This window comes from Blautia sp. AM47-4 (assembly GCF_003479865.1).
GTDB classification, from domain to species: Bacteria; Bacillota; Clostridia; order Lachnospirales; family Lachnospiraceae; genus Fusicatenibacter; species Fusicatenibacter saccharivorans.
Map to the genome: position 1 here is coordinate 54052 of NZ_QUHY01000007.1, position 14343 is coordinate 68394.

14 protein-coding genes are annotated in these 14343 nt (G+C 50.0%); 9 read left to right on the top strand and 5 right to left on the bottom strand.

All coding sequences use genetic code 11. The features are described from left to right. Nucleotides 1-5 precede the first annotated feature (5 nt). The 8 genes from cls (at nucleotide 6) to DW965_RS06580 (ending at nucleotide 6817) form a co-directional block, all read left to right on the top strand. The gene (gene cls, locus DW965_RS06545) at nucleotides 6-1586 is read left to right on the top strand and encodes a cardiolipin synthase (RefSeq protein WP_117760330.1); all 1581 of its coding nucleotides are present in this window, start codon (nucleotides 6-8) and stop codon (nucleotides 1584-1586) included. 74 nt (nucleotides 1587-1660) lie between these two features. Next, nucleotides 1661-2938 carry a D-alanyl-D-alanine carboxypeptidase family protein gene (locus DW965_RS06550; RefSeq protein WP_243004526.1) on the top strand — a complete coding sequence of 426 codons (1278 nt, stop codon included), beginning with the start codon at nucleotides 1661-1663 and terminating at the stop codon, nucleotides 2936-2938. A gap of 33 nt (nucleotides 2939-2971) precedes the next feature. Further along, a complete protein-coding gene (locus DW965_RS06555) occupies nucleotides 2972-3706 on the top strand; it encodes a ribonuclease H1 domain-containing protein (RefSeq protein ID WP_022462318.1) in 735 nt (244 codons plus the stop codon). A gap of 53 nt (nucleotides 3707-3759) precedes the next feature. Then, the gene (locus DW965_RS06560) at nucleotides 3760-4605 is read left to right on the top strand and encodes a metallophosphoesterase (protein WP_158582813.1); all 846 of its coding nucleotides are present in this window, start codon (nucleotides 3760-3762) and stop codon (nucleotides 4603-4605) included. After that, nucleotides 4574-5395 carry a segregation and condensation protein A gene (locus DW965_RS06565; RefSeq protein ID WP_022462320.1) on the top strand — a complete coding sequence of 274 codons (822 nt, stop codon included), beginning with the start codon at nucleotides 4574-4576 and terminating at the stop codon, nucleotides 5393-5395. Before DW965_RS06560 ends, DW965_RS06565 begins: the two co-directional genes overlap by 32 nt. Next, on the top strand, nucleotides 5373-5996 hold the full coding sequence (gene scpB, locus DW965_RS06570; protein ID WP_119198169.1) for an SMC-Scp complex subunit ScpB: 624 nt from the start codon (nucleotides 5373-5375) through the stop codon (nucleotides 5994-5996). The genes DW965_RS06565 and scpB overlap by 23 nt, the downstream gene beginning before the upstream one ends. A 33-nt stretch (nucleotides 5997-6029) precedes the next feature. Then, nucleotides 6030-6542, top strand: coding sequence for a zinc dependent phospholipase C family protein (locus DW965_RS06575; protein WP_119198170.1), 513 nt, complete (start codon nucleotides 6030-6032; stop codon nucleotides 6540-6542). 5 nt (nucleotides 6543-6547) lie between these two features. After that, nucleotides 6548-6817 carry a hypothetical protein gene (locus tag DW965_RS06580; RefSeq protein ID WP_119198171.1) on the top strand — a complete coding sequence of 90 codons (270 nt, stop codon included), beginning with the start codon at nucleotides 6548-6550 and terminating at the stop codon, nucleotides 6815-6817. Between the two features lie 99 nt (nucleotides 6818-6916). Here the strand turns inward: DW965_RS06580 and DW965_RS06585 are convergent, their stop codons facing one another. From DW965_RS06585 to DW965_RS06600, 4 genes are all read right to left on the bottom strand, one after another. Continuing rightward, nucleotides 6917-8791 (bottom strand): extracellular solute-binding protein, encoded by a 1875-nt coding sequence (locus tag DW965_RS06585; protein ID WP_416388066.1) that lies wholly within the window; start codon nucleotides 8789-8791, stop codon nucleotides 6917-6919. A 23-nt stretch (nucleotides 8792-8814) separates the two neighbouring features. Further along, nucleotides 8815-9657 carry an ABC transporter permease gene (locus DW965_RS06590; RefSeq protein ID WP_118666265.1) on the bottom strand — a complete coding sequence of 281 codons (843 nt, stop codon included), beginning with the start codon at nucleotides 9655-9657 and terminating at the stop codon, nucleotides 8815-8817. After that, complete coding sequence (locus DW965_RS06595; RefSeq protein ID WP_118666264.1) at nucleotides 9629-10702, bottom strand: ABC transporter ATP-binding protein; 1074 nt, start codon at nucleotides 10700-10702, stop codon at nucleotides 9629-9631. The genes DW965_RS06590 and DW965_RS06595 overlap by 29 nt, the downstream gene beginning before the upstream one ends. Nucleotides 10703-10774: 72 nt before the next feature. Next, the gene (locus DW965_RS06600) at nucleotides 10775-11281 is read right to left on the bottom strand and encodes an XRE family transcriptional regulator (protein ID WP_243036466.1); all 507 of its coding nucleotides are present in this window, start codon (nucleotides 11279-11281) and stop codon (nucleotides 10775-10777) included. A 310-nt stretch (nucleotides 11282-11591) separates the two neighbouring features. On the opposite strand from DW965_RS06600, the gene DW965_RS06605 reads away from it, so the two are divergent. Further along, entirely contained in the window at nucleotides 11592-12827 is a 1236-nt protein-coding gene (locus DW965_RS06605; RefSeq protein ID WP_243036468.1) for a D-alanyl-D-alanine carboxypeptidase family protein, read from the top strand. Here DW965_RS06605 and DW965_RS06610 read toward each other — a convergent pair. Then, on the bottom strand, nucleotides 12812-14194 hold the full coding sequence (locus tag DW965_RS06610) for an MATE family efflux transporter (protein ID WP_055226390.1): 1383 nt from the start codon (nucleotides 14192-14194) through the stop codon (nucleotides 12812-12814). The two genes, DW965_RS06605 and DW965_RS06610, sit on opposite strands and share 16 nt — an antisense overlap. Nucleotides 14195-14343 lie beyond the last annotated feature (149 nt).

Sequence of the window (14343 nt, forward strand, 5' to 3'; positions counted from 1 at the left end):
GACAAATGAGAATTTTGTACAAAATAGCAAACAAGCTGTTTCGTATCGTGAAAAAGATTCTGAAGCTGCTTACCAGCCGTATGGTCATTATCGGTGTTGCACTTCTTCTGGAATTTTGCTGGCTGGCCGGAATTGTGATGCAGCTAAATGAAAAATCTGTCTACATCAACTATGCGGTCACGATTCTTTCCCTGATTGCAGTGCTTTCGATTATCAATAATCCGAAAATGAATCCCGGCTACAAACTGATGTGGGCAGTCTGTATCCTGGCGCTTCCGGTAACCGGAATCTGCCTGTACGGCATTCTCGGCCATTCCAGTGTGGCAAGAAAATTCCGTACACATTACGATACAGTTCTGCTTTCGCAGGGAGGCGTTCTTGGAGAGGAAGAAGAGACGCGTAAAAAGCTCGAGGAAGAAAATATCCTGGCAGCGGGGCAGTCTTCCTATCTGACCAATTATGCGCATTATCCTGTTTATGAAAATACAGAAACAGAGTATTACCCGCTGGGAGATGTATGGTTTGAGCACTTTATTGAGGAACTCAAAAAGGCAGAACACTACATTTTTATGGAATATTTCATCATCAGCGAGGGGTATCTGTGGGATACGGTGCTGGAGATTCTGAAGGAAAAAGCGGCCGCCGGTGTGGATGTGCGGCTGATTTACGATGATTTCGGCTGCGTGACGACACTGCCGTATCAGTATTATAAATCGCTGCAGCAGATGGGCATCAAGTGTGCGGCGTTCAATCAGTTCCGACCGGTGCTGAATGTCATTTTAAATAACCGTGACCACCGGAAAATTGCCGTGATCGACGGTCATACGGCTTTCACGGGCGGCATTAATCTTGCGGACGAATACATTAACCGCAAGGAGCGGTTCGGCCACTGGAAGGATTCCGGAATCTGTCTGCATGGTGAGGCGGTATGGAGTTTTACGGTGATGTTTCTGCAGATGTGGAGCACAATCACCGGTATGGAATGCGATTTCGAATCATACCGGCCGGAAATCTATCACGAGGAAGCGTTTAAAAAAGACGGTTTTGTGCAGCCGTACGGCGATTCCCCGCTGGATGGAGAGACAGTAGGCGAGCATGTTTATCTGAACATTATTTCACAGGCGAAAAAATATCTTTATATTTTTACCCCGTATCTGATTCCGGACAACGAGACGCTGACCGCTCTCTGCATGGCGGCAAAGCGCGGAGTCGATGTGCGGATTGTAACGCCGGGCATCCCGGATAAGAAGATTGTCTATATTCTGACGCAGGCCAATTACGAGATCCTGCTGGAATCCGGCGTTCAGATTTACCAGTATACGCCAGGCTTTATCCATTCCAAGAGCTTTGTCTGTGATGATGAAGTTGCGACGGTCGGAACGATCAACATGGATTACCGGAGCATGTACCTGCATTTTGAGTGCGGTGTCTGGATGTACGGCAGCAGTGCGGTTGCCCAGGTAAAAGAGGATGCGCTGATCACGTTTGAACAGTGTGAGCAGATCAATATGGACTACTGCCGAAAGAAAAATTTTGCAGTCCGTGCACTCCGCGGTGCGCTGAAGTTTCTGGCACCGCTGCTGTAAACGGAACAGACAGCATAGTTCTGCGGTCGTCTGCATAGCCTGTAGGGAAGAAAGAGCAGATGTTTCGGGGGAATATGAAGAGAAGAACACGAAATATCGTCTGGAGCCTGCTGATGATCCTGGCGCTTCTTGCAGCGCCCTTGAAAGTGACTGCGGCAGAGCAGAATGGAGAATCTTCCGACAAGCAGCAGAACGAAACAACGGAACAGAAAACAGAAGAGACGGAGGAGACGGAGGAGACAGCACCGGAGATGACAACGGACCTTGGGCTGGCTTCGCCGTCTGTTCTTTTGATGGAGGCACAGACCGGAACTGTTCTGTACGAGAAAAATGCGTCGGAACAGCGAAGCCCGGCGAGCATCACAAAAATCATGACGCTGCTGCTGATTTTTGAAGAGCTCGAAAAAGGGACGCTCCAGCTGACCGACGAAGTGACGACGAGTGCGCACGCCAGAAGTATGGGCGGGTCCCAGGTTTTTCTGGAAGAGGGCGAAAAGCAGACCGTTGAGACGATGATCAAGTGTATTGTCGTTGCTTCGGGAAACGATGCATCTGTAGCGATGGCAGAGCATATTGCGGGGACAGAAAGCGAGTTTGTCAGCCGGATGAACCAGAAAGCAAAAGAACTCGGCATGAACGACACGAAGTTTGAGGACTGCTGCGGCCTCACGGATTCCGACGGCCATTACACGACAGCGGCAGATGTGGCGAAAATGTCTCGGGAGCTGATCGAGCGCTTTCCGCAGATCCTGAACTATTCCTCTATCTGGATGGAAGAGATTACGCATGTCACACAGAAGGGAAGCAAACCATTCACCCTCACCAATACAAATAAGCTGATCCGCGGCTATGAGGGCTGTGTGGGACTGAAAACAGGAAGCACCTCGAAGGCGAAGTACTGCGTCTCGGCAGTGGCGAAGAAAAATGATCTGACGATGCTGGCAGTCGTGATGGGAGCACCGGACTACAAGGTGCGGTTTGCAGATGCAGCGTCACTGTTCCAGTATGGGTTTTCGTCCTGCAGCATCTACATAGACCGGGAACGCGATCCCCTGCCGGAACTTTCGGTTGTTTACGGAAAGCAGGATACGGCAGAACTGGAATATGCGGAAGAATTCCGCTATCTTACGACGGGCGGGACGGTGATTGGTGAAGTGGAAAAAACGATGGAACTGCCGGAAGAGGTGCAGGCCCCTATCCAGAAAGGCGAGTGTGCCGGAAGAGTTGTTTACAAAGCAGACGGTGAGGAACTTGGTTCCGTTGCGATTTTATATGGAGCAGACGTGGCAAGAGCCGGCATGTGGGAACTGTTCGGATGTACGATGAAACAATATTTTCTTGGGACGGCATAAAGCCGGAGTATCATGCGCGAAAAGGAGAAAAACATGGCAAAGAAAAATTACTATGCGGTAAAACAGGGAAAGGTTCCGGGCATCTACCGGACATGGGATGCGTGCAAAGCGCAGGTACACGGTTATCCTGGCGCAATTTACAAGGGATTTGAGCGTCTGGAGGAGGCAGAGGCCTTTCTGGGCGGCGGTAAAATGCCGGAACCATTGCTGCGGGAAACAAAAGGAACGTATTTCGCTGCCCCGGAACGAAAGGCAGTACAGAGCACGGCAGCACCCGATCCTTCTTCTTGGGACTGGGAACACCTGATTCTGGCGGAAAAACCATGCGAAGACCCGGAATACGCCGGTGTCGGCAGGAGCGCCGTCGCATACGTGGATGGAAGCTATCAGCATGCGCTCGGAAAGTTCTCCTGCGGTGTGGTCCTCTTCCTGGACGGAAAAGAGTTGAATCTTGCAGAAGAATACAGCGACCCGGATCTCGTCTCCATGCGGAATGTAGCAGGCGAGATCAAGGGCGCAGAGCTGGCCATGGCTTACTGCCTGACACATGATATTCCGGAGCTGGCCATCTATCACGATTACCAGGGAATCGCAAGCTGGTGTACGAGAGAATGGCAGGCGAAAAAACAGGGAACCATCGATTACCGGAATTTTTACGATCTGGCATCGGCCAAAGTTGCGATCCGTTTCTGCAAAGTAAAGGGCCACACCGGCGTCACCTACAACGAAAAAGCCGATCAGCTGGCAAAACAGGCACTGGGCTTATAAACAGCAGGGAAAACGGGTTGTCATACACCGAAAAATCAAGTATAATGAACGGTATGAGAAAATTTACAACGACCTATTACAAACTTTCGTCAAATGGAAAATTTCTGGAAGGAAACGGTTTTCGTCTGGCGTTTATCAGTGATCTTCACAATATGGAGTTTGGCCCGGATAACACGGTGTTAAAGGCAGTCATCGATGAGGCGGCTCCGGATCTTGTCATCATCGGCGGGGACCAGATTGTGGCAAAGCCGGGGGAGAACCTCGACCCGGGTCTGAGTTTCGCGGAACGTCTTGCGGAGGAATACCAGGTAATCTATGGCTGCGGAAACCACGAATACCGTCTGAAGCTGTATCCGGAACAGTACGGCGATCTGTATGAAAAGCTCCGGGAGCGCCTGAAAAAGGCAGGAATCTGCTATCTGGAAAATGAGACGGCGGATCTTACCATCAGCGGCTGTCCGGTCCGGATCTACGGCTATGCCATGGACCGCACCTATTACAACCGCTTTTACCGCGGACCGCTGCCGGTTTCGGAACTGACGGACCATCTTGGAAAACCGGATCCGGCGCGCTACGGCATTCTGCTGGCGCATCACCCTGCCTACCGCAGCTCCTATGCATCATATGGAGCCGATCTGACGCTTTCCGGCCATTATCACGGCGGCGTGGTGGGCCTTGGCGCGCACCGGGGGCTTGTGACGCCGGATTTCCGCCTTTTTCGAAAACTGCCGCGGGCTGTTCCTGACGGGCGGCACCTGCCAGATCATCAGTGCAGGAACGGGCGAACACACCATTCCGGTCCGCATCTGGAACAGAAGAGAATTGATTATTACAGATATCGGGAAAACGTAAGGGAGAACAGAGCACATGGCGATACCAGTAAAGCTTCCGGTGTTTGAAGGACCGCTGGACCTTCTTCTTCACCTGATCGATAAAAACAAAATAGATATTTACGATATCCCCATTGTAGAGATTACGGACCAGTATCTGGAATACATTCATCAGATGGAGCGGGAAGACCTCGACATCATGAGCGAGTTCATGGTCATGGCGGCGACGCTTCTGGATATCAAATGCCGCATGCTGCTTCCGAAAGAAGTGAATGAGGAAGGCGAGGAAGAGGACCCGAGAGCCGAGCTGGTGCAGCAGCTTTTAGAGTACAAAATGTACAAGTACATGTCGTACGAGCTGCGTGACCGCATGAACGAGGCGAGCCGTTCCGTGTACAAGGAGCCGACGCTTCCAAGAGAAGTGCTGGAGTACAGGACGCCGGTCGACACCTCCGAGCTTCTCTCGCAGATTTCTCTCGCGAAGCTCCATACGATCTATAAAATGATTTTAAAGCGCCAGGAGGACAAGATCGACCCGATCCGAAGCAAGTTCGGAAAGATCGAAAAAGAAGAGGTCAGCCTGCCGGACAAGATGACGTATGTCGAGCAGTTTGCTGTTAAAAAACGCCGCTTCAGCTTCCGCGACCTTTTGGAATCCCAGCCGGGCAAGGTGCATGTGATTGTCACCTTCCTTGCAATCCTGGAGCTGATGAAAACCGGCAAAATCCGGATCAGCCAGGAGGAGCTTTTCGGGGATATCCTGATTGAATCCCTGGAGGATGAAGACACCGTAGTTGTGCCGTATACAGACGAGACAGACAGTGAGGACAAGACAGATGGAAGAACAGAACAGGAATAAAGAAACTGCCCTGGGTGAGGCAAGACGCCCCTCTTCGGTCGAGGAGGCGGAAGCAGCCATCGAGGCAGTCCTTTTTGCGATGGGAGATTCCGTGGAGCTGGGAAGGATTGCAAAAGCGATCGGCCATGACACGGAGACGACCCGCAGGATTCTGAACCATATGATGGAAAAATATAATACGAAAGACCGCGGCATCCACATCGTGGAGCTTGAAAATGCGTATCAGATGTGCACGAAACAGGAATATTATGATTATCTTGTCAACATCGCCATGCAGCCGAAGAAGGCGGTTCTGACCGACGTCATGATGGAGACCCTCTCGATCATTGCCTACAAGCAGCCGATCACGAAGCAGGAGATCGACAAGATCCGCGGCGTCAAGAGCGATCACGCGGTCAACAAACTGGTGGAGTACAATCTGGTGCAGGAGCTTGGCCGTCTCGACGCGCCGGGCCGCCCGATTGTGTTCGGCACGACCGAAGAATTCCTGCGGAACTTCGGCGTTGATTCCACCGACAATCTGCCGGAGATCAGTCCGGTCAAGATGGAGGACTTCCGCGCAGAAGTGGAAGAGGAAATGCAGATCAAGCTGGATGTCTGATCCGGCAGGAGAAAAAAGAAGGGAGATACCGATATGCCTACTACGTACGCACACGACAGGTTCGGAAGAGAAGTCTATGAACAGCTTCCGGCAAATTTGAAAAAGATCATTCGAGAAAACAAAAAATTGTATCTGATCGGACTGCACGGGCCGGATATCTTCTTTTATTACCGTCCGTTCTCGAAAAACCGTGTGTCTGATTACGGAACGTTTCTGCATGAGCAGACGGCTTCCGTTCTGTTCGAGGATGAGGTGAAAAAGTATCAGCAGAGCCCGTCAGAGGCGATGGAAGCGTATCTGTTAGGCTTTGCCTGCCATTACCTTCTCGATTCGACGTGTCATCCGTATATCGGGAAATTTGTGGATCACACTGGAATTTCCCATGCAAAGATTGAGACGAGCCTTGACCAGTACTTCATGCTGGAGGACGGCCTCGATCCGCTCGTATACCGTCCGGCATCGCCGATCTGCCCGCACACCGACGGCAACAAGGTCATCCACGCTGTTTTCCGGAAATCGGGGAAACAGAAATTGTCGAATGCCTGAAGGGCATGAAGCTCTGGACGAGAATCACGATCTGCCGCAGCAGTGCGGTAAGAAGCCTTCTTCTTGGAGCGATGAAACTGGTCGGCTGCTATGATTCGATGGGCGGCCGTGTGATGCCTGGAAGGTCTCAGAAGGAATGCGAAGCGGGCACACGGAATCTTGTCCACCTGTACGAAAGAGCGCTTGCAGAGGCGCCGCAGGAGCTTGTAAAGCTGGATGAAGTGCTCCATGGAAACGGAACGCTTTCTCCGCGCTTTGACCACAATTTTGATTAAAACAGACTTTTGAGAGCAACAGTAAGAATAGAAAAATCCCGGCAGGAATCTTTCCTAAGAATTCCTGACCGGGATCTTTTTTTGTCCGAAAGCAGATCTTTAATTTGATTTTACTTCACGCCACAGCTGGTTGTAAACCTCATCGGCATCATCGCCAAGATACGTAAAGGTTTCGCACCGTGCAAGCGTTTCCTCATCCGGGAAGGCGATTTCACTGTTTCGGATATCGTCATCCTCAATCAGTTCACGCGCCGCATCATTCGGCGTAGAGTAGGTAATATACTCAAAGTTTTTCAGTGCGATGTCCGGCCGGCAGAGGAAATTCAGGAATTTCTCTGCGTTCTCGACATGCTGCGCATCTTTTGGAATGCACCAGGAATCGATCCAGACGTTAGAGCCTTCTTTTGGAACAACGTATTCCAGATCCGGGTTTTCACGCTTCGTGTAGATAGCTTCACCGGAGTAAATAACGCCGATAGCCGCCTCATTTCCGATCATCTTGTCACGCACCTGATCCACAACGTACGCCTGCACGAGAGGTTTTTGTGTCACAAGCAGATCCTTCGCCTCCGTCAGCTCCTTGATATTGGTGGAGTTTAAGGAGTATCCCAGATCCTTTAAAGCAACAGCAAACGCATCGCGCACGCTGTCCTGCATCAGAATGCTGTCGCGGTAATTGGTATCCCACAGAACAGACCAGGAGTCGATCGGCTCGGTTACCATTTTTTTGTTGTACAGAATACCAACTGTTCCCCAGCAGTACGGGATCGAGTAGAGATTGCCCGGGTCGAACTGCTCGGAAGTCTCGTAGTACATATCTCCAATGTTGGAAGCGTTCGGAATATGGTCAAAGTTGATCGGCTGCAGCAGATCGTTCTGGATCATCTTCTGAATCATATAGTCGGACGGGCAGACAAGATCGTAGGAAATCGCACCGGATTTGATCTTCGGATACATGATTTCGTTCGTCTCATACTCCTCGTAAACAACGTGGATACCGGTTTCTTCCTCAAAGATATCGATGACATCAGAATCCATATATTCGCCCCAGTTGTACACAATCAGCTGCTGGGAGCCGCCGGCTGAAGCATTCTGGCTTCCGTAGTAAATACCGCCGCCGCCGATGACAAGCACCATGGCGATCGGAAGAATCCGGCGGAAGACCACACGTTTCGTGATGCGGAAACGGATGCCCTTCTTCGCCATAGCCTCGCGCTCTTTTGCCTCCTCTTTTTCTTCCTTCGGAGAAGGATTCACATTCACAAGGAGCAGCAGAAGCAGTACGGTAACAAAAAGAATCGTGGAGAGCGAGTACATCTCCGGCTTGATTCCCTTGCGGACTTCGGCATAAATCTTTGTGGAGAGCGTATCAACGCCCGGTCCCTTGGTGAAGTAGGTGATAACGAAATCATCGAGGGACATCGTAAAGGAGAGCAGAAAGCCCGAAACAACGCCTGGCATGATGTCCGGGAAGATGACTTTCCAAAACGCGTACAGAGGGGAAGCGCCAAGGTCGAGGGCTGCCTCGTACGTTGATTTGTTCGTCTGCTTTAATTTCGGCATAACGCTCAAAATAACATAAGGAACATTGAACGTGATATGCGCCATCAGAATCGTGCCGAATCCAAGCTGAATGCGGCAGATGATAAAGAGCAGCATCAGCGAGATTCCCATAACGATCTCACCGTTCAGCATCGGGATGTTCGTAATACCCATGAAAAGCGTCCGGCTTTTTTTTGACATGCTGTTGATGCCGATGCACGCAAGCGTTCCAAGGATGGTTGCAATCGCAGAGGCAAGAAGCGCAATGATTAACGTTGTATACAGCGCGTTCATGATCTCTGTATTGGCAAACAGTGAACGGTACCAGTGCAGCGTAAAGCCGCCCCATTTGGCACGCGTTTTTGATGCATTAAAGGAGAGCACCACAAGGGTGACAATCGGCGCATACAGAAGAATAAAGATGAGCGCCATGTAAATTTTTTCCAGTTTCTTTCTCAAAATGCCGTTCCCTCCCCGTCTTTATCGTATTTGTTCATCAGAACCATAGACAGGATGATGAAAATCATCAGGACTGTGGAAAGTGCGCTTCCGGCATTCCAGTTGTTGGTCTGTTTGAACTCCTGCTCGATGACGTTTCCGATCAGAAGGATCTTGCTTCCGCCGAGCAGGTCGGAAATAACAAAGGTTGTAAGCGCCGGGATAAATACCATGGTAATACCGCTTACGATACCCGGCGTGGTGAGCGGCAGCGTTACTTTCAGAAAAGTCTGTACACTGTTCGCTCCAAGGTCTCTTGCTGCGTTGATGACATCGCGGTCGATCTTAATCAGGACATTGTAGATCGGCAGAACCATAAACGGCAGGAAGTTGTAAACCATACCGAGAATGATCGCTCCCGGTGTGTTGATGATGGAAATGCCGGGCAGATGGAAAAACGAGAGAATGCTGTTGATGACGCCGTTTTTCTCAAGCAGTGTCTGCCATGCAAGCGTACGGAGCAGAAAGTTCATCCACATCGGGAGAATGAAGATCAGCACAATAAAGCTGGTCTGGTTGACATTCCGGTTTGCCAGAATCATGGCAAGCGGATAGGCAAGGACAAGACAGAGTACTGTGCTAAGGAGTGAGAGCCACAGAGCCAGGCCAAGTGCCTTGATGTTTTCCTTCGTTGCAACGTAGGCAAAATTCGAAAGGGTAAAGCCGCCTTCTTCCCCGGTGAACGCATAGTAGAGAATCAGGATCAGCGGGATGATGATGAAACCAACAGCCCAGACGGCATAAGGTGCTGCCAGCCATTTCTTTAATTTATTACTCTTCAACAGCTGCCGCCTCCTCATCTTCGGATTCCGGTTTGTTCATGATCTGGATATCAAATGGATCGACATGGATGCCGACTTCCTGTCCGACCGGGAACAGATCGGTAGAGTGAACGAGAAGCTCAAAACCGTTCACCGTAACCTCCATCTCATAGTGAACACCTTTGAAAATCAGATGGGTGACACGTCCGCGGATGGTACCTTCCTCCGGTTTCACAAGATCAATATCCTCCGGGCGGATCACAACGTCGACCGGTTTGTTTTTGCCGAATCCGACATCAACGCACTCGAACTTCGCACCGAGAATCTCGACGAGACGGTCCTCAATCATGATGCCGTCGAGAATGTTGCTGTCACCGATGAAGTCTGCAACGAATGCGTTCTGCGGCTCATTGTAGATGTCTTCCGGTGTGCCGATCTGCTGGATATAACCCTGGTTCATGACAACGATCGTGTCCGACATGGTAAGCGCCTCTTCCTGATCGTGGGTGACATAGACAAAGGTGATGCCAAGTTCGTTTTTCAGACGGATCAACTCGTACTGCATGTCCTGGCGGAGCTTTAAGTCAAGTGCGCCGAGCGGCTCATCCAGAAGGAGAACTTTCGGTTCGTTGACAATCGCGCGCGCAATGGCGATTCGCTGCTGCTGGCCGCCGGAGAGAAGCGCCGGGGAGCGGTTTTCGTAACCCTCAAGGTTAACAAGTTTTAATGCGTATTTGATTTTGTCATTGATATATGCTTTGGATTTTCCTTTGATTTTCAGCCCGAAAGCAATGTTTTCCGCAATTGTCATATGCGTGAAAAGAGCATATTTCTGGAACACCGTGTTTAGCTGGCGTTTGTTTGGCGGAAGCTGGGTGATATCCTGTCCGTTAAATAAAACCTTTCCGGCATCCGGTGTCTCAAAACCGCCGAGGATACGTAATGTGGTTGTTTTTCCGCAGCCGCTCGGGCCAAGGAGGGTAAGAAATTCGTTTTCACGGATATAAAGATTCAGATCATCCAGAATGGTAACTCCGTCGTACGATTTTGTGATGTTGACCAGATCAAGTAATTTGGTACTCATGTGTAATATGCTCCTTTCGGGTTGTGAAATTTGGAACACCGTTTCTCGTGAAAATCACGCGGTGTAAAAAATCTAAAAATAAGGCGGTGAACTGACCCAGAGAATGATGGCCGGTGTTTTACCCGGATTTTCCAGATAGTGATTACAGGAAGCGGGATAGTAGAAGCTTTCCCCTTTCTTCACTTTGTGGCATTCATCTCCAAGATGAAGGAGAATACGGCCGGAAAGTACATAGCCGAATTCCTCGCCTTCATGCGGTGAATCAATCTCGGTGCACGCGCCGCTTTGCAGCGTCAGCCGGATTGGCTCCATCCTGTTTTTCTGTGCATTCGGAACGATCCATGCGATCTCGTTGCCCTGCGCTTCAGCGGTCTTTACAAAGTAATCTTCTTCGCAAAAGACAACCTGATTGTCCTGCTCTTCGCCGAAAAACGTTTTTAGATCCGTTCCAAGGCAGGTAAGAACATCAACCAGCGTGGCGATCGAGGGAGAGGTCACATCGTTTTCAAGCTGGGAAATAAATCCCTTTGACAGCTCGCTCCGATCTGCCAGTTCCTCCTGCGTCAGCCCTTTCCACATCCGCAGTTCCCTGATTTTTTTCCGATTTCCATAAAAAATCCTTTCTGCATCCAAAGTCTTTCCTGGGATCCTTTTGCTGAATACGGATTCTCAGGAAATCTCAGTAAAAATAAACAAAAAGTTTAGTAATTCTATACAAACACGGGGAATTATACATGATATGGATCGCAGTGTCAATAACTTTGTGAAATTTTACCATGATTTTGCAGGAAACCTCATATAATGAAGAAGAAGCAGACAAAAAGCCGGTCCCAAAAGAGCGTCCGGCTTTTCCATTTTTAAAGAGAAAAAACACAAGGGGGATCTGATTTTGAACAGAAAAAGAAGAAACAAGACAGGTTTTTTCCTGGGAATCCTGCTTCTGTTTTTGGGAAGTGTGTCCGTGACTGCGACAGAGCAGGAGAGCGAGCCGAATCAGCTGTTTGCAACGGCGGCATGCCTGATGGATGGCGATACCGGCCGTGTGCTGTTCGGAAAACGCGAGACAGATCCTATGGCAATGGCGAGCACAACGAAAATCATGACATGCATTCTGGCACTGGAAAACGGACAAGAGCAGACGGTCGCAACTGCATCGGCTAAAGCAGCCGCAGCGCCGAAAGTACATCTCGGTGTGAGGGAGGGAGAACAGTTTCTGCTTGGCGATCTTCTGTATTCCCTGATGCTGGAATCGCATAACGACGCGGCGGTAATGATTGCAGAGACCATCGGCGGAAGTGTAGAGGAATTTGCATCGCTTATGAATGAAAAAGCCGCAGCAATCGGCTGTACAGATACGCATTTTGTGACGCCGAACGGTCTCGATGCTTCTGACGCAGGCGGAGATCACCACACGACAGCAGCTGATCTGGCACGGATCATGCGATACTGTGTCTGGATTTCACCGAAAGCCGCCCAGTTTCTCGCAGTGACGCAGACGCGGTCCTATACCTTCTGGGATCTGGAAAAGAAAAACATGTTCAACTGCTATAATCACAACGCACTGCTGGATCAGATGGATGGAGCTGTTTCGGGAAAAACCGGCTTCACGGCAAAAGCCGGTTACTGTTATACCGGTGCGCTGGAGCGGGATGGAAAGCGTCTGATTGTGTCGTTGCTTGCGTGCGGATGGCCCAGCCATAAAAACTATAAATGGGCGGATGCCGCAAAGCTTTTAAACTACGGGCTGGAATCGTATATGTATCGTGACGTGCTGGACCATAGCTGGAACCCAGGGCAGATTGAAGTAGCAGACGGTATTTACGACGGGATGCTGCAGGTAAAAAGCAGCGCCCGCCTTACCCTTACAAGCCCGGCGCTTGATCCGGCGCGCTCGCTTCCCGCTCTTCTGAAAGAGACAGAAATACCGGAAAAAGACATTTTTTTACCGGAGCTTTTGAAAGCCCCGGTAAAGAAAGGAGAAAAGGTCGGTTCAGTTACGTATTCGATCGACGGGATTCTTCTCGCGGAATATCCCGTCTATGCAGCCGAAACGATCGAGAAAATTGATTATGGGTGGTGCATGGAAAAGGTCGCAGAGCGCCTCTTTTGTCACTCTTCGGTATGAGTTACTTTTGCAAGTGTTTCCGTTGAAAGAATTTTCCGGATATTGCAGAGAAACAGCGTAACGGCAGTGATAACAGAACATACATCAGCGATCGGTTCTGCATAGTAAACGCCCATGACACCGAAGAAATGCGGCAGAATGAGTGCAAGCGGAATCAGAAGGATGACTTTTCGAAGCAGTGCAATAAAAAGAGAAATCTTCGCCTGGCCAAGACCGAGGAAGGAACTCTGTACGCCGCTCTGCAGTCCGAAAATTGCCATGCCGGCAATGTAAACCGGAAGTACCTTCTCTACGATGACAATCAGTTCCGGGTCAGTCGTGAAAAGACCGGCAAAAAGAGCCGGACGAAGCATTGCGAATACAACGTAGACGAAAGCGGCAGTAAAAGTAATGGCGATCATGCGCCGGATTGTCTGGCGGACACGGTCAAACTGGCCTGCACCAAAGTTGTAGCTGATGATCGGCTGTACACCGTTCGTAAAGCCGTTGACCGGTACGAAAATCAGCTGCAGCACCGACTGGAGAATTGTCATCGAGCCGACATAGAGGTCGCCGCCGTACGTCTGTAGCCCGTGGTTCATGACGATTGTGATGGCACTTTCCGTTGCAGACATGATAAATGGTGAGATGCCGAGTGCCATGACAGAGCCTAAAATGGAAAAATCCGGTTTCATGGTGCGAAGAGAAAGGCGGACACCTGATTTTTTTGAGGTAAGAAACCGAAGAACCCATGCAGCACTTAAAGCCTGGGAGAGAATGGTAGCAAGTGCGGCCCCGGAAACACCCATATGAAGAACGAAGATGAAAACCGGGTCAAGACCAATGTTGATAACAGCGCCAATGAGAACGGAGCACATGGCCGTGCGTGCGTGTCCCTGACAGCTGATAAAAGTATTCAATCCGACAGCCAGCTCGACAAATACGGTTCCGACAAGATAAATGGAAATATACGTGGAAGCGTATCGGATTGTGTTGCTGCTTGCACCAAAGAGGTACAGAAGCGGTGTCTGAAAGAAAAAGAAAAACGCCATCAGACACACGGAGAAAAAGAGCAGCAGGGAAGTGGAGCTTCCAAGAATTTTTTCTGCGCGGTCCCGGTTTTTCTGTCCGAGTGCGATGGCGGCAAGAGGAGCACCGCCTCCACTTGCGAATCCGGCAAAGGCGGAGATGATTGTGATAATCGGAAACGTGACGCCGACACCGGTCAGTGCCAGGGAACCAACATCAGGAATCCGGCCGATATAAATGCGGTCTACAATGTTATATAGTACATTTACAATCTGTGCGAGGACAGAGGGAAGGGCCAGTTCGAGCATCAGTTTCCCGATTTTTTCGGTGCCGAGACGGCCATCTTGCTTGGTCTGCATGAAAAAAACCTCCAGTTTTTTTGTTGATGAAACGTATATTTTTCTGCGTCCTTTTCGTGGACATTGCTCTATTATAGCTTTTTAAGGGCAATCCTGCAAGAAAAAAACGAAAAACTTTGCAATCCGTTGTGAAAGTCTACAGGCTTTTC

What these genes read in the sequence shown, in the direction of transcription:
- cls (WP_117760330.1), top strand. Translation starts at nt 6, where the DNA reads ATGAGAATTTTGTACAAAATAGCAAACAAGCTGTTTCGTATCGTGAAA.
- DW965_RS06550 (WP_243004526.1), top strand. Translation starts at nt 1,661, where the DNA reads ATGAAGAGAAGAACACGAAATATCGTCTGGAGCCTGCTGATGATCCTG.
- DW965_RS06555 (WP_022462318.1), top strand. Translation starts at nt 2,972, where the DNA reads ATGGCAAAGAAAAATTACTATGCGGTAAAACAGGGAAAGGTTCCGGGC.
- DW965_RS06560 (WP_158582813.1), top strand. Translation starts at nt 3,760, where the DNA reads ATGAGAAAATTTACAACGACCTATTACAAACTTTCGTCAAATGGAAAA.
- DW965_RS06565 (WP_022462320.1), top strand. Translation starts at nt 4,574, where the DNA reads ATGGCGATACCAGTAAAGCTTCCGGTGTTTGAAGGACCGCTGGACCTT.
- scpB (WP_119198169.1), top strand. Translation starts at nt 5,373, where the DNA reads ATGGAAGAACAGAACAGGAATAAAGAAACTGCCCTGGGTGAGGCAAGA.
- DW965_RS06575 (WP_119198170.1), top strand. Translation starts at nt 6,030, where the DNA reads ATGCCTACTACGTACGCACACGACAGGTTCGGAAGAGAAGTCTATGAA.
- DW965_RS06580 (WP_119198171.1), top strand. Translation starts at nt 6,548, where the DNA reads ATGAAGCTCTGGACGAGAATCACGATCTGCCGCAGCAGTGCGGTAAGA.
- DW965_RS06585 (WP_416388066.1), bottom strand. Translation starts at nt 8,791, where the DNA reads ATGGCGCTCATCTTTATTCTTCTGTATGCGCCGATTGTCACCCTTGTG.
- DW965_RS06590 (WP_118666265.1), bottom strand. Translation starts at nt 9,657, where the DNA reads ATGAGGAGGCGGCAGCTGTTGAAGAGTAATAAATTAAAGAAATGGCTG.
- DW965_RS06595 (WP_118666264.1), bottom strand. Translation starts at nt 10,702, where the DNA reads ATGAGTACCAAATTACTTGATCTGGTCAACATCACAAAATCGTACGAC.
- DW965_RS06600 (WP_243036466.1), bottom strand. Translation starts at nt 11,281, where the DNA reads ATGTGGAAAGGGCTGACGCAGGAGGAACTGGCAGATCGGAGCGAGCTG.
- DW965_RS06610 (WP_055226390.1), bottom strand. Translation starts at nt 14,194, where the DNA reads ATGCAGACCAAGCAAGATGGCCGTCTCGGCACCGAAAAAATCGGGAAA.